This is a genomic window from Gammaproteobacteria bacterium (assembly GCA_041395445.1).
Lineage (GTDB): Bacteria > Pseudomonadota > Gammaproteobacteria > Xanthomonadales > Marinicellaceae > NORP309.
Genome location: JAWLAO010000006.1, coordinates 158,150 through 176,698, shown reverse-complemented (window position 1 = coordinate 176,698; position 18,549 = coordinate 158,150). Strand labels below are relative to the sequence as shown.

General features: G+C 37.3%; 17 protein-coding genes. 3 read left to right on the top strand and 14 right to left on the bottom strand.

Annotated elements, in window-relative coordinates; all coding sequences use genetic code 11:
* Positions 1-28: 28 nt before the first annotated feature.
* On the bottom strand, positions 29-691 hold the full coding sequence (locus R3F25_11035; GenBank protein MEZ5497340.1) for a hypothetical protein: 663 nt from the start codon (positions 689-691) through the stop codon (positions 29-31).
* Positions 688-1,551 (bottom strand): acyltransferase, encoded by an 864-nt coding sequence (locus R3F25_11030; protein MEZ5497339.1) that lies wholly within the window; start codon positions 1,549-1,551, stop codon positions 688-690. Before R3F25_11030 ends, R3F25_11035 begins: the two co-directional genes overlap by 4 nt.
* A 152-nt stretch (positions 1,552-1,703) precedes the next feature.
* On the opposite strand from R3F25_11030, the gene metK reads away from it, so the two are divergent.
* The 3 genes from metK to metF all read left to right on the top strand — a co-directional run bounded on the left by metK (position 1,704) and on the right by metF (position 5,222).
* On the top strand, positions 1,704-2,873 hold the full coding sequence (metK, locus tag R3F25_11025; protein ID MEZ5497338.1) for a methionine adenosyltransferase: 1,170 nt from the start codon (positions 1,704-1,706) through the stop codon (positions 2,871-2,873).
* Between the two features lie 19 nt (positions 2,874-2,892).
* A complete protein-coding gene (gene ahcY / locus R3F25_11020) occupies positions 2,893-4,326 on the top strand; it encodes an adenosylhomocysteinase (GenBank protein MEZ5497337.1) in 1,434 nt (477 codons plus the stop codon).
* Between the two features lie 62 nt (positions 4,327-4,388).
* Positions 4,389-5,222: a methylenetetrahydrofolate reductase [NAD(P)H] gene (metF, locus tag R3F25_11015; protein ID MEZ5497336.1), complete on the top strand. Its 834-nt coding sequence runs from the start codon at positions 4,389-4,391 to the stop codon at positions 5,220-5,222.
* A 25-nt stretch (positions 5,223-5,247) separates the two neighbouring features.
* Here the strand turns inward: metF and R3F25_11010 are convergent, their stop codons facing one another.
* The 12 genes from R3F25_11010 to R3F25_10955 form a co-directional block, all read right to left on the bottom strand.
* Entirely contained in the window at positions 5,248-5,724 is a 477-nt protein-coding gene (locus R3F25_11010; GenBank protein MEZ5497335.1) for a SoxR reducing system RseC family protein, read from the bottom strand.
* Positions 5,721-6,386 (bottom strand): sigma-E factor negative regulatory protein, encoded by a 666-nt coding sequence (locus tag R3F25_11005; protein MEZ5497334.1) that lies wholly within the window; start codon positions 6,384-6,386, stop codon positions 5,721-5,723. The genes R3F25_11010 and R3F25_11005 overlap by 4 nt, the downstream gene beginning before the upstream one ends.
* Positions 6,376-7,011, bottom strand: coding sequence for an RNA polymerase sigma factor RpoE (gene rpoE / locus R3F25_11000; GenBank protein ID MEZ5497333.1), 636 nt, complete (start codon positions 7,009-7,011; stop codon positions 6,376-6,378). Before rpoE ends, R3F25_11005 begins: the two co-directional genes overlap by 11 nt.
* A gap of 82 nt (positions 7,012-7,093) precedes the next feature.
* On the bottom strand, positions 7,094-9,691 hold the full coding sequence (locus tag R3F25_10995) for a bifunctional diguanylate cyclase/phosphodiesterase (protein MEZ5497332.1): 2,598 nt from the start codon (positions 9,689-9,691) through the stop codon (positions 7,094-7,096).
* Entirely contained in the window at positions 9,684-10,175 is a 492-nt protein-coding gene (locus R3F25_10990) for a hypothetical protein (GenBank protein ID MEZ5497331.1), read from the bottom strand. Before R3F25_10990 ends, R3F25_10995 begins: the two co-directional genes overlap by 8 nt.
* A gap of 2 nt (positions 10,176-10,177) precedes the next feature.
* Positions 10,178-10,528, bottom strand: coding sequence for a PilZ domain-containing protein (locus R3F25_10985; GenBank protein MEZ5497330.1), 351 nt, complete (start codon positions 10,526-10,528; stop codon positions 10,178-10,180).
* Between the two features lie 119 nt (positions 10,529-10,647).
* Positions 10,648-11,592, bottom strand: coding sequence for a DNA polymerase III subunit delta' (holB, locus tag R3F25_10980; GenBank protein MEZ5497329.1), 945 nt, complete (start codon positions 11,590-11,592; stop codon positions 10,648-10,650).
* On the bottom strand, positions 11,589-12,212 hold the full coding sequence (gene tmk, locus R3F25_10975; GenBank protein ID MEZ5497328.1) for a dTMP kinase: 624 nt from the start codon (positions 12,210-12,212) through the stop codon (positions 11,589-11,591). Before tmk ends, holB begins: the two co-directional genes overlap by 4 nt.
* Positions 12,209-13,216, bottom strand: coding sequence for an endolytic transglycosylase MltG (gene mltG, locus R3F25_10970; protein MEZ5497327.1), 1,008 nt, complete (start codon positions 13,214-13,216; stop codon positions 12,209-12,211). The genes tmk and mltG overlap by 4 nt, the downstream gene beginning before the upstream one ends.
* On the bottom strand, positions 13,213-14,016 hold the full coding sequence (gene pabC, locus R3F25_10965) for an aminodeoxychorismate lyase (protein MEZ5497326.1): 804 nt from the start codon (positions 14,014-14,016) through the stop codon (positions 13,213-13,215). Before pabC ends, mltG begins: the two co-directional genes overlap by 4 nt.
* A 7-nt stretch (positions 14,017-14,023) precedes the next feature.
* Entirely contained in the window at positions 14,024-14,845 is an 822-nt protein-coding gene (locus R3F25_10960) for a paraquat-inducible protein A (protein ID MEZ5497325.1), read from the bottom strand.
* A complete protein-coding gene (locus R3F25_10955; GenBank protein MEZ5497324.1) occupies positions 14,835-18,491 on the bottom strand; it encodes a YhdP family protein in 3,657 nt (1,218 codons plus the stop codon). Before R3F25_10955 ends, R3F25_10960 begins: the two co-directional genes overlap by 11 nt.
* Between the last annotated feature and the right edge of the window lie 58 nt (positions 18,492-18,549).

Genomic DNA, 18,549 nt, shown 5'->3' with positions numbered 1-18,549 from the left:
ACAAAAATTTGAGAAGGGCATATCAACTTCAATCCTGAAGTGTGATATTTTCCGTATTTATTTCCGGTTTTGCTATTTGCTTTTTCTCAACCAAAACACTTCCTACATCATCCAACGATAAATTGCTTAAATCAAAATGAGGCTCACTCACAATGTTTTTTTTAGAAAAAATAGCTCCAACCTCATCAACTGTCAGACCAGAAACATCGATATCAGGATGAGGAATATGTTTTTTTTGAATAATTTCAACACCAACTTCATCCAAACTCAAGTCATGTAAGTCATATTCCGGTTCTGGTACTTCAACTTTATGAACAATTTCAACACCCACTTCGTCGAGCTTTAATTTCGAGGTATCAAAGTGTTTTGGAGGAACAAATGGTTTGTTTACAATCACCACCCCAACATTAGACATAGTCAAGGCTTGTTTCTTGTCAGTGGTTGTACTTTGTTCAGATTCTTGTTTGACTAATGTGACACGCAAGCCGGCTTTTTTCAGCACCTCTCTCATGTTACTGGCCTTGTCCATAGTCAGTGATTTTTTTAAGGTTCTCGGCTTCCCGTCGAAGAATAATCTGGCTTTCTCAATTGGTAATTTAAAAAGTTTTGAAAAATGTAATTCTGCTTTTTGCTGATCAATCGAACCAGCAAATTTACCTTTAAAAACGATATCGAATAAAACTTCACTCATGACAATTTCTTATCTTGTTTAAACCACAATTCATTCAGCCAGCTTTGCAAATCTTGCTTAAACGCAGAATCAGTTAAGTAATTCTTATTCTTTAAATTATCAGGAATTTTAATTTTTTCAACCAAAACTTGTACTTTTGCAAATTTACCACACATGTATTCCCACGGACTTGGTGGATGTGGTAAATATTTGATACTCGTTAAAATTAAATAACTGATTCTGTCACCCATTGATCCGAGCACAAACCCTATGCCGCCGGATTTAGGTTTTAATAAATGCGTAAATGGTGACTGTTGTTTATCATGCTTAACTTGAGTAAAACGTGTTCCTTCAACATAATTAATCACTGTGATTGGATAATCTCTAAATTTTTCGCAGGCTTTACGAGTAATTTCCAAATCTTTACCTTTCATGTGAGGATTTTTTTGCAGATACTCTTTTGTAAAACGTCTCATAAACGGAAAATCAAGCGCCCACCAAGCCAAACCAAGAAATGGCATCCAGATTAATTCTTTTTTTAAGAAGAACTTTAAAAAAGGAATTTTTTTATGAAATACGCTTTGCAATACAGGGATATCAGCAGCAGCAACATGATTACTTATCAGCAAATACCAATCATCTTTTTGTAAATCATTCAATCCTGAAACTTCCAGTTTTTTTCCATGTAATATTCGATGTGAATGAGTGTTTAATGCAACCCATGTTTCTGCAATCCACACCAATAAACGTGATACTGCTCGGCGAAAAGCGTGAATGGGTACAATCAATTTTATCAAAGCAAAAACCAATAAAATTGGAACCCAAAACAATGTATTGATAACAACTAATATAAGAAAAACACTTCCTTTTAAGAAACTCATTCTGCTGCGCACTTGTTAATAAGAGTAATGAATTTTAGCTTTTTTTGAGTTTTTTCACTATCAAACACGATTATTTAACTAAAGTTATTACCAATTTCCAAAACTTACGGATAGAATATATCTCTTTATTCGCACAAAGAGATATATTAATTATGAGCAATAGAACAACCGATTATCTTTTCACCTCAGAATCAGTTTCTGAAGGACATCCGGATAAGCTGGCTGACCAAATATCAGATGCTGTGTTAGATGCTATTTTGGCACAAGATAAATCTGCCAGAGTTGCCTGTGAAACATTAGTGAAAACAGGAACAGCTATCATCGCCGGTGAAATCACAACTTCAGCTTGGGTGGATTTAGATGACATCGTTAGAAAAGTGATAACTGATGTTGGATATGATAATTCTAATGTCGGATTTGATGGACACACATGTGCTGTGATGTCTTTGATTGGTAAACAGTCAGGCGACATCAACCAAGGCGTTGACAGACAAAGTCCTGAGGAACAAGGAGCCGGAGACCAAGGTTTAATGTTTGGTTACGCTTCCAATGAAACCGATGTATTAATGCCTGCTCCAATCACCTATGCTCATCGTTTGGTCGAAAGACAATCGTTTGTTCGTAGAAGCGGTAAATTATCATGGTTGCGTCCGGATGCAAAAAGTCAGCTAACTTTCCGCTATGTCGATGACAAACCGATTTCAATTGACGCTGTTGTTTTATCAACCCAGCATGATGAAGACATCTCGTTGAAAGACTTGCGCGAAGCGGTTATGGAAGAAATTATCAAGCCGGTATTGCCTGAAAACTGGTTAACAAAAGACACCTTATTTCATATCAACCCCACCGGAAAATTCGTTATCGGCGGACCTGTAGGCGATTGTGGACTGACAGGAAGAAAAATCATTGTTGATACTTACGGTGGTATGGCGCGTCACGGTGGTGGCGCCTTCTCAGGAAAAGATCCGTCTAAAGTGGATCGTTCAGCAGCTTATGCCGGTCGTTATGTCGCAAAAAATGTGGTTGCAGCCGGTCTGGCTGATCGTTGTGAAGTTCAGGTTTCTTATGCCATTGGCGTTGCTAAACCGACTTCTATCAGCGTAACCACTTTTGGAACAAATAAAATTTCGGAAGAAACAATCGAACAATTAATCCGTGAACATTTCAATCTAACTCCATACGGAATTATTACTGAACTGGATTTGATTCGTCCGATATACCAAAAAACCGCAGCTTATGGACACATGGGGCGTGAAGATGAAGATTTCACTTGGGAAAAAACCGATAAAGCAGAAATACTGAGACAAGCAGCGAAAATATAACTAAAGAATTGAGAGAAAAATGACACAACAGATTAACAAAGAAAAATTAGAAGACTTCGCACCCGATTATATCGTTGCCGACATTGGTCTGGCAGAATGGGGTTATAAAGAATTCAGAATTGCCGAGACGGAAATGCCCGGACTCATGTCAATTCGTGAAGAATACAAAGACAAACAACCGTTAAAAGGAGCCCGCATTGCCGGTTCTTTACACATGACGGTTCAAACCGCTATTCTGATTGAGACATTGGTTGCTTTAGGAGCAGAAGTGCGTTGGGCATCTTGTAATATTTATTCCACTCAAGATCACGCAGCGGCCGCAATTGCTGATCAAGGAATTCCTGTATTTGCAGTCAAAGGGGAAACCCTGGATGAATACTGGGAATACACACATCGAATAATGCAATGGCACGATGGCGGAACTCCGAATATGATTCTGGATGATGGTGGTGATGCAACTATGCTACTCATGTTAGGTGCAAAAGCAGAAAAAGATCCATCGGTATTGGATAATCCACAATCAGCAGAAGAGAAATGCTTATTCAATTCTATTAAAAAGCGTTTACCAACGAGCAATGGATGGTACACCAAAGCATTGGCAAATATTCAAGGTGTGACTGAAGAAACAACAACCGGTGTGCATCGTTTGTACGAAATTGCAAAAGCCGGTGATTTACCATTCCCTGCAATCAATGTGAATGACTCTGTGACTAAATCTAAATTTGATAATTTATATGGATGTCGTGAGTCTTTGGTTGACGGCATCAAACGTGCCACAGATGTTATGATTGCCGGTAAAGTTGCGGTCGTTTGTGGTTACGGTGACGTTGGTAAAGGTTGCGCTCAATCATTGCGTGGTTTGGGAGCAACTGTTCTTATAACAGAAATCGACCCAATTTGTGCTTTACAAGCAGCAATGGAAGGTTTCAAAGTTGTGACATTGGACGAAGTTTGTGATCAAGCTGATATTTTTGTAACAGCGACAGGAAACTTCAACATCATTACTTATGACCACATGAAAAAAATGCGTGATCAGGCAATTGTTTGTAATATTGGACACTTTGACAACGAAATTGACGTTGCAAGTTTGGAAGAAAAATGTCAATGGGATCAAATCAAACCACAGGTTGATCATGTGATTTTTGAAGATGGCAAAAAAATCATCTTATTGGCGAAAGGTCGCCTAATCAATCTGGGTTGTGCAACCGGACATCCCAGTTTTGTAATGTCCAATTCATTCACTAATCAGGTTTTAGCTCAAATTGAGTTATTCTCAAATGGTGAAAATTACCAGAACCAAGTTTATGTTCTTCCTAAAAAACTGGATGAAAAAGTTGCCAGACTTCATTTAGCCAGAGTTGGTGCGAAACTGACACAACTCACTGAAAAACAAGCAGCTTATATTGGTGTTACAACAGATGGACCGTATAAACCGGAACATTATCGTTATTAATTGACACGACACGAAGTGAGTAATATCACTTCGTGTCTTTCAACTTGAATGGTGTTAAAGTTATGAGAAAAGCAAAAATCAGTTTTGAATTCTTTCCTGCGAGAACTGACGAGCAAAAAGTTATTTTGCAAGACACTCAGGAGAAGTTGCGAAAACTCGAGCCTGATTTTTTCTCAGTTACATTTGGTGCCGGTGGTTCGACGATTGATGCAACGATTGAAACTGTATTGGAATTAAAAAAACACCCCAATCCAATCGTTATTCCACATCTGTCGTGCATGGGTGGAACTCCGGAATCTATAAAGAACCTGCTACAAAATTATCTCGATCATAACATCAATGACATTTTGGCTCTCAGAGGTGATGTTCCATCTGGCATGGGTTCTATTGGTTATTTTCGTCATGCAAATGAGTTGATTGAATATATCAAAAGTGAATTTAACGATCAATTCAGAATCACTGTCGGTTGTTATCCTGAAATTCATCCTGAATCAGAAACCATGGAAAGTGAACTCAAATTCTTTAAGAAGAAAGTCGATGCCGGAGCCACACAAGCAATCACACAATTCTTTTTTAATGCCGATTCCTATTTCGCATTTGTTGATGAATGCAGTAAAAAGAATATTGATATTCCAATCATCCCTGGAATTATGCCAATAACAAATTTCAGCAATATCAACCGTTTTTGCGGATTCTGCGGAGCAGAAATGCCACGATGGTTGAGGTATAAATTACAAAGTTATGGAGATGATAGAAAATCCATTCAGCAATTTGGAAACGATTTTATTACCGGGCTTTGCGAAAACTTGCTCAATCAAGGCGCCCCCGGACTGCATTTTTATACACTAAACCGTTCAAAAGCAACTTTGGATATTGTTGAAAATTTAAAACTTTGAAGTAAAACCGGGAATAATTTTAGGTTCATTTAAAAAATTTAACTCTGGGAGTTGCTCTGAACTTTGCAGATTGAATCAAAACTCTAGTCAAAAACAGTCCCAGAACAAATCCAATCACTCCGCCAATATCGCCATTCAATCCAGAAATTGAAAAGACGGTATATCCGCTAATCAGAAAAAATACGATTGCTAATATGGGCATTCCATAAAGCATCAATGCATATTTAAGCAGTTGAAACTCCTGTAATTCAATTCCGATGATGTCATTATTCTTGAAAGAATTTTCAGCAAAAAAATGCTCATAGTCGTACAAATGCGAACTTAGAGTGCTATTTTCTGAGTGTTTACCGACTTTCAGGATTCCGTCTGAATCTTTTTTGAAGAGAAAACTTAAAAAGCCATCTGAGCAGCCGTTTTTACAGTCTGCACATTTGGCTTTTTTTTCAAGTTTTAAAGTAACAATCTCAGAATCTATACTGAGAATTTTAGCAAGTTTTATCACTCACTAATATCCTTGACTGTCATTGGTGTTTGTTGATTATTATCTTTTCCTTGCTCATTTTCATCAACGTAGAAAATATATGAAACCACTGCCGGTTGTGAAAAATTATGCGCATAAACATTGTTTGAACGCGTAGCAGAAACAGATGGAAAACGACTTAAAGACGGAGGAGGAACCAGAATTTGTCCACCACTGGCAGCTGCTAAATTAGCCGAAATATTTGTATCCGGGGCAGTCAACCCTTCTGAGTTTTTATCATTAACGACAATGATATTGTTCCCGTTTACTTCTAACTCATTAATTCCGTTATTTATCGTACGATTTTGAATCATCATCACTGATAGAAATGCCACGCTGGCAGCTATTCCCATTCCCAAAACAGGTTTAAATGACTTCATCCATCTTCTTTCTTTCACTTGAGCTGTATCATGGCCAGTTGTGCGTTGTTCTCTTCTCAATATATTTCCAACTTCTGAAGCTATATCAAAAAATAACGGCTCATCCTTTTCTTTTTGTAAACAAGATTTAATCAAATGATAATTATTCCATGTTTCCGATAATGAATCATCGGCAGCCATGCGTTTTAACAGAAATTTACTGGCATTAATTTCTAATTCGCCATCCATTAAATTGGAAATCTGTTGTTTTGATTTATCTGACATAATTTGCTCTCTGTTGTTCTTTTTGTAACACAGGCTTGAGTGCTGCTTCAATAGCATCTCGCGCCCTGAATATTCTGGATCGGACGGTACCGACCGGACATTGCATTTTTTCAGCTATTTCCTCATAACTCATACCATCAACTTCTCTGAAGATTATGGCGTTCTTTAAGTTATCAGGTAAGGAATTGATTGAATCATGAACGACTTTTTCGACCTCTTGGCGTTGATATTCAGCTTCCGGAGTTGCGAAGTTTTGTTTTTCAAAACCACCTGAATAATTCTCCGCTTCAGTAGGCTCGATATCACTGTTTTGAATGCGTCTTCCTTTAGCCACCAAATGGTTCTTTGCTGTGTTAATGGCAATTCGATAAATCCAAGTGTAAAAAGCCGAATCACCGCGAAATTTTGGTAGTGCTTTATAAACCTTAATAAAAACATCCTGCGTGACATCCTGAATCTCATGGTAATCCTTTATCAGTTTCGAGACAACGCCTGCAACTTTCTGTTGATAACGCTGAACCAACAACTCAAAGGCTTTAATATCGCCTCTTTGAGCTTGTTTAACCAGTTCTAAATCCAGTGCCTTATCAGACATATCTTCAACTTGTTCCTGTTTTTCGTTCATGTTTGTGTGCTAAGACAGTGCCCTCGGTAAAAAGTTTAATATTTCGTTAAATTTATAGTTGTTTTTTGAAAAAATTGAAGAATTAACCCATTAGTTCAATCTTTTCTTGTAGGATTCGATCAATTTCATTTTCTGGCAATGGTCTGGAGAATAAAAAGCCCTGAAAATACTCACAGTTTCTTTCTAACAGGTACTCTCGTTGCTCCTCTGTCTCAACACCCTCAGCAATCAATTTTCTGTTTAACCTTTTGGCGATACCGATGGTCGCATCCAAAATGGCTTCATCCTCAGGATCAAGACCGATATTTGCAACAAAAGTTTGATCAATTTTGATAAAAGTTGCAGGAATTTTCTTCACATAATCCAAACTGGAGTGACCTGTACCAAAATCGTCAATGGACAAAGTACAACCAGTTTTTACTATTGCATTTAGTGTCTCAACCAGATTCGGTACCGAGTTGATATCAATAGTTTCGGTGATTTCAAAATCAATATTGCCCGGCATGATACCTGTCGAGTTTATGATTTTTTCAATTTTCTTAGGTAAAGTTTTATCTTTAAGTTGTACAGGTGATACGTTTATTGAGCAATTCAAATTCAAATTAAACCTATTCTGCCATTGAATCAGTTTCTTACAAACTGTTTGAATAATAAACTCACCTATTTCATTAACGAGTCCTGTTTCCTCAGCCAGAGGAATGAAATGCCCGGGATTTATCATTCCTAAAGTCGGATCAATCCAACGCACCAATGCCTCAAACCCGATAATATCCTCAGAAAGAGCATCAATTTTAGGTTGATAAAATACTTTAATATGGTTGTCTCGAATCGCTTTCTTAAGGTTCTCCTCCATTTGGATTTTTTTCTGAAGTGCTTTTCCGGTTTCTGAAAACTTGAAGATTACAAAATTGTTTCTCCCTGACAATTTCGCATCATACATTGCCAAATCTGCATTTTTCATCATGCTGGAAACGGTTTGACCTTCATCCGGGAAAATGGAGATTCCGATATTCACATCGACTTTCTCCTCTTCGCCCGAGCTCATTAATATCGGTTGACTAAATGATTTGATAAGAGCTTTTGCCAATGCTTCAGAGCGACTCTTTTCATCATGAGGATTGAGCATTATCATAAATTCGTCACCGGATAGCCGATAGGTCACACCGGCTGAGCGAACTGTTTTGCTAATGAGTTGTGAGAAACTACGAAGCAGTTGGTTGGTTAAATCAATACCAAGACTTTTGTTGTAAACATTTAATTTATGAAGATTGATTATCATCAACGATATGTATTTATCGTCTTCAACTCCATGCTTGTTTAGTTCAGCAAACTTCTTCGTTGCTGCATTACGATTTGGCAAACCGGTTAACTTATCGAGCATGCCTTCCATTTCTTTTTGCTCGATGATTTTTTTCTGAAACAGCTTAAATTTACAGCGACCGACCAAATTATTGATCACAAAGCGAGTTGACAACCAGTCAACTTTGTTTAATTTACTTCCAACAACTATCGCTCCATAAGGAACTGTGCTATCAACAATTGGGAAGAATCCAAAACTTTTAAATTTCAACCCCTCAAGCATGTGAATACTAATTTCTTCATTTTCAGCTTGTAAAGGATAAATGACTTCTTCCGCGCTTTTCATTAGCTTAAGCAACTCCATATTATTCGCTTTGATAAAGTCAATAATCTGTTTGGTATCACCGGCAAATGACGGTTTCAGGAGCTTATTGTTGTTAAACTCAAAAAATAAAAGAAAATCTACAGCTAGAAAGTTCCTAATTTCTTCAAATAATACAGTCGCTTTTGTCGATAAAACATCTGTGCTCTGAATTTGTTCAATCAAATCAAAAATTTCATCTGAGACTGATTTCTGGGCGCAATTATTTATATAACCATGATAAACAATTTCAGAATTCAAAATTCCGGTTTGATATTCGACATTGTAATCCTCAATTTTTCCATTAACAGGGAATGATGTCTGAAAGCTCGTTTTTTCATTGACAGTTAACTCCCTGGTATATTCGGAATAAGATGCTTGATTTTCTTTGATATCTAATTCAAACCACTTTTTACCTACCAATGTGCTTTTGTCTGTCTGTAAAAGCTCACATAGCGCCTGATTAACATGAGTGACTTTTTGGTTTTCAGCTTTTACAATTATTTGTGCTTTATTGGAATCTGTAAACAATAACTCCCAGACTTCATTACTTTGCAATTCAGGTTCGGGGTTTAAGAGCTTTACTGCCTGCCGGCTTGGAGGGCTTTTTACTTCTTGTTTAACACTCGGCTGTTTATCCGGTGTACTTGACTCCTTCAAGCAAGCTAGCAATTGCTTCTGCTCTAATGGTTCATTTATTATTGCATTAGCTATCTGCTGATACTGTTTTAGAAAGGCTTCTTGAACCGGGTAATTTTGTTTAATAACCAGTATCACTCTAATATTTTTAAACTTATGAGTCAATCGGTGTAACTCTTTAGGGTGATTGACAAACACTTCTGAACACTCAATGACCAACAAATTAATCTCTGCTGTAGACAATATATCTTTGACTTCGTTGAGGTCTTCAGCCGTTTGCGACTTTAAACAACCTGCTTGTGATAATGTATCTTCACATATTCCAACAGAATCACGGTCAGTCAGACAAATCAAAGGGGTCAATGAATGTAAATCAGTCATCTGCGGGAACCCATTTTGAATCTCTCAGTTTATATCTTTGCATTCCTTTACTTGAGAGCTCGACTTCTTCGGCATGTTTAAAGAGGAAATTTAGTTGGCTATCTTCATCAACCAAAAACAAAAGGCGAGTGTTCTGATCCGTTTTCAGCCACATCATGGCTGATGGCAGAGTCATTTTTATTTCATTAAAATTTTCTTCTGTGTAAGCAGGAAAAACATAGACTGCGAAATAGTGGTTACGCTGAGCATATTTTAAAGCTTCCAGCAACCCTTTGGTTCCCGGAAGTGGAGCCTCACCGGATTTGATATTTTTTAACCCCGAACCAAAAGTCCAAACATAAATAGTCATACCTGAGTGAACAGACATCACTCTGAGGGTTTCAATGAGTTCTTCAGAACGATCACTGATAATGTACTGACAAACATCCGCCTCGCGAAGACTGTTTTCGATTTTTTGCGAGACTGAAAGCGGGAAGCGTGACATATTTACATTGTTTCGGTTGGAAGGTTGTCTCCTTTATAAGGGGCGAGCATTGTTTCAATCTTCGTCCTGATTTGTTCCATATCCGCATTATCTGCAAACTGAACTCCGATACCTGCATGTTTCATTCCACCGGAACCTAGTGGTGTAATCCACACTACTTTTCCGGTTACCGGAACTTTTTCCTCTCCTAACAAGGACAATAATAAAAAAACATCGTCACCTAAGTTATAAGAGTTTTGAGTTTTTATAAAAATTCCGCCATTTTCAATAAACGGCATGAACAATTTATGCAGTTCAGCAACATCTTTTATATCACAGGATAATATTCCTTTTTTTGCCATCCCGGCACCCATAAATGCCATATCAAAAATGTCCTCTCATTGGTTTAAAACAATACATTAACTTACGTATCATATTACTTTTATGGTTATTGCACAACTTGTGAGGATTGAATACTTTCAGAAAATAACCTTTATGTTGGAAACGATTGCTTCCAACTAATAAGTAGTTCTTCAATAAGTAACTCGGTCTTAAGGGATTTATTATTCAATTTTAAAAATCGGAAAAGATTTTGAACCAAACTATATAATTGTTGATTGCTGAATTGAGTGAATTTGTCGATTGTTGTTGTATCAGCAAACATTTTAGTTTTTATAATCTGCATAAGATGATTTGCAAGATAAGGTAACATTTGTAATGCGTCTTCTTCAAGCCAGTTTTTGGTAACTTCAAGGATGTTTTTTGCTCCTTGAGCGAGCGCAAAAAGCTCTTCCAACATCTGTTCACACTTTTCCAAATACTCAAGCTCAAGAAATTGTTTTGTCGCGAGTGGTGCCGAATTCGTATAACTCAATGCTTGTTCAATTTGTCGCTCATGGAATTTTGTGCAATCCAACAACCATTGCTTTGAGATTAATCTTTGAGGCAAATCAATATTAATTTTCAGACAACGACTTTTAATCGTTGGTAGCAAACGACCTGTATCATCAGTAGTTAAAATGATAACTACATTTGCCGGAGGTTCTTCCAAAGTTTTCAACAAAGCATTAGCTGAGGCCGAATTCATTCGCTCAGCGTTTTCAATAATTGCAAAGCGATAATGTCCACGGGACGAACTCAAGATTAGATCTTTTGACAACTGGCGAATCTGTGCGACTTTGATTACATCATCTTCGGTCGAAATTATCTTCAAATCAGTATGGTTGCCGGCATTGAATAACTGACACGATTTGCAGGATTCGCAAACCTGGATTCCCTGCAAATTATCACACAACGCCATTTTTGCCATTTGATAAACCAAATTTTTCTTGCCAACTCCTTTTGAACCACTCACCAATAAAGCATGCGGAATTTTATTCCCAACAAGCAATTTTTGCCATTGTTCAATTCGCTCAACAAGCCAAGGAAATTCATTCATAACAAATGCCTTTTGTGCTTATCAAGAGCTTTCTGGATTAAGGTTTTAACTTCAGGAATTGACTTTGCAGCATCAATGACGGCATACCTTCGAGGATGAATCTTCGCTTTTTTGCGATATCCTTCGGCAATTCGGTGAAAAAACTCAATGCCTTCTTGTTCAATACGATCAGCTTGGCCTCGTGATTTGATTCTTTTAAGCCCAATTTCAGGGTCGATATCCATTAACAAAGTCAAATCAGGCTGCACATCACCAACGATAAAGTCATCAAACCATTTAACTACTTCGAACCCAAGTTGCCTGCCCTCTCCTTGATAAGCGTAGCTGGCATCCACATAACGGTCAGAAACCACCCATTGTCCTCGTTTTAGTGCCGGTTTAATCACATTTTCAATATGTTCATTTCGTGATGCAAACATGAGCAATAACTCTGTTTTTGGGTGTAAATGCTCAGAATGAAGCAATATATCACGAATTTTTTCCGCATTTTCTTCACCACCCGGCTCTCGTGTAACAATATAATCCACGTTCCATTCATCCAGCGTTTGACAAAGAGTATTGAGAGCCGTGGTTTTACCCGCTCCTTCTGAACCTTCCAAAGTAATCAAGCGGGATTTCATAACTTTTGCCCTTTCAAGTATTTTTCAACAGCTCTCAAATGCTCTTCGTAAGTGTCCGAAAAATAATGACCGCCTCGGTTATTAGCAACGAAATAAAGTTCTTTTCCATCCGCAGGATGGGAGCTGAAGTGGATAGACTCAGCACTTGGCATTGCAATCGGCGTTGGCGGTAAACCGTGACGGGTATAAGTGTTATAAGGTGTATCGGTTTTCAAATCCTTGCTTTTAATATCACCATCGAAATTCGGACCAATTCCATAAATAACCGTTGGATCCGTTTGCAAACGCATATTTTTCTGCAATCTACGAACAAAAACTCCGGCGATTTTATCTCTCTCATTTGCATGTGCACTTTCTTTTTCAACGATGGATGCCAAAGTTAGCAGTTGATAGGAGTCTTTTATCGGTATATCCGGTTTGCGATTTTGCCAATTCTCTTCTAATACTTTGGTTAATGCTGAATGTGCCCTTTGCAAAATATCAACATCCGAGTCACCTTTCACAAACTGATAAGTTTCAGGCAAAAACATTCCTTCGGGAGATGGAGCGTCAATTGACAGTTTTTGCAAGAGTTGCTCGTCAGTGAAATCAAACAGTGTGTGAATTAACACCGAATCATCAAGCAATTTTTCTTTCAATTCCCACCAATTGATACCTTCAACAATGGTAAATTTATATGTGATAACATTGTTTGCCTTTATTTTTTGCATCATTTGCAAAGGCGTTAATGTGTTATCAATTTCAAACTCTCCAACCGTTAACCAGCCTCCGGTTTTTTCAATTTTTGCAAAAAGCATCCATTGCCAATTTTCACCATTGGCATTAAGTTTCTTGATATTTTTGGTAAAATTTTGAAAATGCTGACCTTTGGCGATTTCAACGATGGTTGTTTTTGAGAAAACAGGATTTTTTATAAATTGCTGATATTGTTGAAAAAAATAACCACCAACAAGCAAACAACCCGTGCCAAAAATAACAAAAATCAGAAATATTTTTTTCTTCAAAACTTAAACAGCTGTGACCAAGAGGATTTTATTTTATCAGCAATTGGTGATTTGTGTGAGAATTGAACTTGATTATCAACATTTTTAATTAAGCTAAAACCCTGAATACTATTGCAGGTCATCATTGCTTGATAGTCGCTGAGTTCAGATAATTTGATTTTCTTCCACTTGAATTCAATAGAGTTTTCAACACACCAGTCCTCAAGCCAAGACAACGCAACACCGTGCACACCCGAATTATTCAACTTGGGAGAATAAATTTTATTGTTTTTTATAAGCACAATATTTTTATAAGTGGTTTCAATAATATTTTTACCATCAGTCAAAATGGCATCAGAGTAGTCGCTACTATTCAATTCGTTAGCTGCAATAACCTGTTCCAAACGATTGAGGTGTTTAATTCCTGCCAGAGTTTTACTTCGAGATAATTTCACTGAGCTAACAGTTAATTGATCACATAATCGGAATGATGATATCGGATTGATTGTTATGAAATAATCACATTCCTTGGATTGTGAGGAATAGCCACGATGATAATCTTTACGAAACACAACTAATTTGGCAATACAGTCGGCATTATCTTCTGCTAAAGCCATGATTCTATTGTGTATTTCTTGGGTGTCAGGAGGTGTTATTCCCAACCTTTGCAAACTGCTTTTTAATCTTTTTGCATGATAGTCAAATAATGGAATTTGTCGGTTAACAACCCGAAACGTTTCAAAAACACCGTCGCCATAATTGAGTGCACGAGACAATAATACTTTCTCAGGGGTCATTGAAAAAGTGGAAAAAAACTTCACGGTTTTCTCAACTATTCTTATGCTTGAATGTGATGAGATAAGTACAAATCATTGACAAAATCACATATACACTAAAATAGTAAATACCAATTTGTAAGTTGGCGTCAGTTTGCCCATTAGTTTTGGTCGAAAAATAAGTCACTATAATCGCAACCACAAAAACATCCAGCATTGACCATTTGCCAATATGAGTCAGAAACTTAACTTTTCTGACAGATAAATGCAGTTTTTTCTGAAAACTGAGAATAAGTAATAATATTGTTTTAATGATTGGTGTAACAACCGTAAATAACAAAATGATTCCCGCAATAGCGTATTGTCCTTTGTCCATGATTTTATACAAGGCAGAAACAATACTTTTGGATTCATATTGAAAAATAGTATTGCCAAGAACCGGAATATCTTGATAGGCAGTGATTTCAAGTATGGGTGAGAACCAACCAACCACCAGACTGGTGATTGAAAGAAAAATCATACTGAGCAATACAACTTGCTGGCCGGATATGAAATAAATCACAATGACTAATAAAACAATTCCAACAAATGCCTTCGTGAAACGGTAAGCATTAGTATCATATTTTTTACTTTTGGCTTTGAGTTCTTTTAATTCGTTGACACTTTCTGTATAGCCCTCGTAAAGACTGAAAGTGATTGTTTCCAGAATTTTCTTACCGGAGTTCTTCAAATTATCTTCCATGTGAAGTTTTTCGGTTATTTTATTGACTGTATGCGAATATCCAACGGCATTTCCCCATGATTCATAGGCGATTGCTGCTGCCACACAAGCAATAAAAATAAGATAAACTAGTCCTGCAATTTTAGCTTTCATCAGATATTTCTTCTGTCTCAATAATTTCGATATTGGGTTGATCCCAAGTTCCGGTGACTTTATATACTATTTTACCTACGTTTTTCAAACCTTTGTTAAACATTCCCTGAAATAGAAATCCGGCAGCAGCTCCAACAGCTCCACCGGTGATGGCACCAATTGTTGGAAGAATTTTTCCCACTCCAGGAGTTACAATAACAATTTGATCATAGTCCTGCTGTGCCAATCCGGTACGGCCCTTGATTGAAATCTTCGCACTTGCCGCATCAATGATGAATTCTTCACTATAGGCATTCCCGTCATTGAGTGTAAAATCACCCTTCATCGACTTAAAGTGCAATCCCTTACCAAACACATCTTTAAAATCAAGAATCAATCTTCGAGGCAAATTCGTCAAACTGAATAACCCCAAAATTCGACCAACTCCGGGTTTTGCATCAACCACCTCACCCTCACCAACTTCGATGTGCAAGTTTCCGCTAATTTTTCGCACCTCGAATTGACTAGGGAAACCGCTCCAATTGGCTTTCATATCAATAATTGTGTTTGCCTGACTGATTGGAGCTGAAAAACCAAGACTCACCAAAAACTCGGCAATGTCCTGAGATGTGAGAATGATATTAAACTCAGAAGTTCCCTTGTCTCCTTTATTTTTATACCAAATACCGTTTATATTGAGCTTTAGTAAATCTGAGTTGGTAACAAATTTCTCAATACGTAAGCCTTCAACAATTGGTCTGACTTCAATTCGGGATTCTCCCAATGGAATTCCGTCATAGATGAAATCTCCAATCCAAACATGTAATGCCAGATATTTTTCAGAAACTTTTTCAGCTTTTTTTGCGGCGATTTCATCGTCAATTCCATGCCAGTGTAAGCGCTCCAGTTGCACGATAATGCCTCTGTTTTCAATATCGTTCGGCACAACAACACGACCTTCGACCTCTTCTCCCTTAATATCAAAATTCAACCCGTCTCTGTCATGAGTAAACTCAACCTCAATATGATTCAACCGACGACTCATGAAAATCAGCGAACCAATATCCAACTTCATATTCTGAAATGGAATTTTATGCTCTTTGTGATTGCCTTTATCTTTGACTAAAAGTTCAAGCCATTCATCGAGATTGAGCTCATCAATCTTTCCGCCAAAACTATCTTGCAGTTGATTTCCAAAGTTGAGTGATTTAAGTACAAACTCACTCTTATCTGTTGCCAATGAAAAATCTGTTTTCAAACGATTATCAAAGTCCATCGACCAATTAGAATCCAGACATGGCAATTCACATCGAACTGAAAATGGTGCAACTTCCTCTGATGACTTGTTGAATGGAGCCGGAATATTCAACTGAGTTCCTTCGAGATTAGATTTTGCAGTAAACGCTAATTTTGAATCATTTTCATCATCGCTTTCAGCATTTGAAATTTCAAAGTCCCAGTTAGATTGTCCCTGAGCGGGTAACGCAAAACCAGTTAATGATTCAAAATCAACAGTGCTGTAATTTCCTTTCAACAGTATATCAATTTTCGGTGATTGATTTGGTTCATTGATAATGCTTCCATTCAGAAAGGTTTCCTGGTTGAGAAAAATCGCTTTCAAGTTCTCCAAGTTAATAGAAAAACCTTTATAATCAATTTTTCCTTTCATATCATGAAGTTGGAATTGGTTCATTTGAAAGTCGGTTTCATGAAACTCAATATATCCTTGAGGAATAGCTTTCGCCTGTGGGCTATTCAAAGGTAATGACAAATCCACTTTGACGTTCTGTCGTCCTTTAAAATCAATTTGATTGGCCAATGCCGGAATTTCTTTACTCATTCCTGATTTTTGCAGAATATCCAGCAGGAAATTATCTTTACCCGAAGCCCAAATATCAGTTGTCAATACCGGGTTTTTCAAGTTAGATATTTGAGAATGCACCTTATTGATATTTGCTTGCATCACTTTGGCTTTAGAAACATCAACCCAAAGTTTGCGGTTTTCGGTTTCTACCAAAGCATTAAAGTCACGGGATACAGGCCACTCTTTCTGGTATTTAATTGTCGCATCAACCAAGTTGGAACGGGTTCGAAACACACCTTGTTTAGATCTGAAAGGATATTCATTAACCAAGCCATGATATAAAATCATTCCTTCTTTCACAGCTCCATCAATCAAAGCCGTATCGAGATAATCAAGAACCTTAGGTTTCCATTTATTTGCCGGCCAATATTTATGCAATTGATTCACCTGAGCCTGATAGACACCGAATGTTAAATCCAGAAACAAATTCTCGTCGTAGTTAGCCCGAGCCGCTCCGTCGAGGATAAAGTCCTTGCAATCACACCAAAGTGAATTGATTTTAATATCCAGGTCATCATCTTGCATGGAGGTTTGAGCAGTCAATAACAATTTGTCCCAATCTGCAATTCCTCGAATCACTCCCGGAACTTCTGCTGTTCCGGAATCTGAATCAATGAGCAAACGTATTTGTTCATCTTTGAGGCTGATTTCACCCGATATATTAGATAAGTTTGCCCATGGAGATTTGATATCTAAATTTTGAAAATTCAGACTCGCATCCATAATCCGTCTTTCTTTGAAGTCATAAACTATAGAAACATCAGACAAATGTCCGTCTATGTTGAAATCTTTCAACGGCAATTCATCTGAAAACTCCAGAGTTTCAAGTAAAGCATTCAATAAAGGAATATCCAAAGCATCAGCATTAAATATCAATCGGTTTTGGATTCTGCGTATATCAATTTGTATGTTTTCCTGAGAAATATTATTAGTTTCAATATCAAATAAATATAAACTGGCTTGCCAGTTTTGAGGCTCGCCGGAATAAACCAATTCAGCATCGCCCGTGATATCATACTTCTCTGATTCTGAAGCAAAAAACTTATCTTTGAGCTTTGCCTGAGCAATCAACTGAACGATGTTTCCATGTTTGGTCGAAAACCACGACTTCACATCAATCAACGCTTTGGGAAGATTTTCACGCTGAACGAGGTTCCCTAAATTTTGTAATGATAAATTCTTACTTTCAACATACCAATTTGCCTGACGACTGAAATCATAATCTTTTTCCGCAACTGATAGTATTTTAAATTCATCAGCAACTTCTTTGGCATTCAACTGCAATTCAAAAGCTCGCTGCAAATCACTTTGTTGTACTGTGATTTTAGATTTCAATTGATAATTTTGATTCAAGTCTTTCGATTTAAAATTGAGTGATAAGTTATCAATTGACAAAGACCCACTGGATAATATTTTATCCAGTTTTTCGGACAGGCTTTCATGGGTTTTACGCTCGCCGGCAAGAACGATTTTTCCGGAGTCTTTTTGCTCAAAATCAACATCAATCTCATTGACACTCAGATTGATTCCGGTTGAGCCTTTGGGAATGAGATATTCCAGCAAATTAACATTTAAAGTCGCCTGACTAATTGTTACCTCATCTTTATCCTTAATTTTCAGTCCTTTGATTGCAAATCTGGGACCAAAGCCTTTCCAACTACCGGAAATTTCTGAGATTTCCACCGGTTTATTCCATTGTTTGGACAAAAATCCACTCAGGTGTTGCTTGTAAAGTTCGCCATTGGGAAGCACCAAAGAAACCAAACCAACAAATATGCCCAAAATGACAATAGTAAGTGCCAAAAATCCCCTTACATGAACCCAGATTTTAAAAAACAGAGAATGTTTGTCCGTTTTGGTC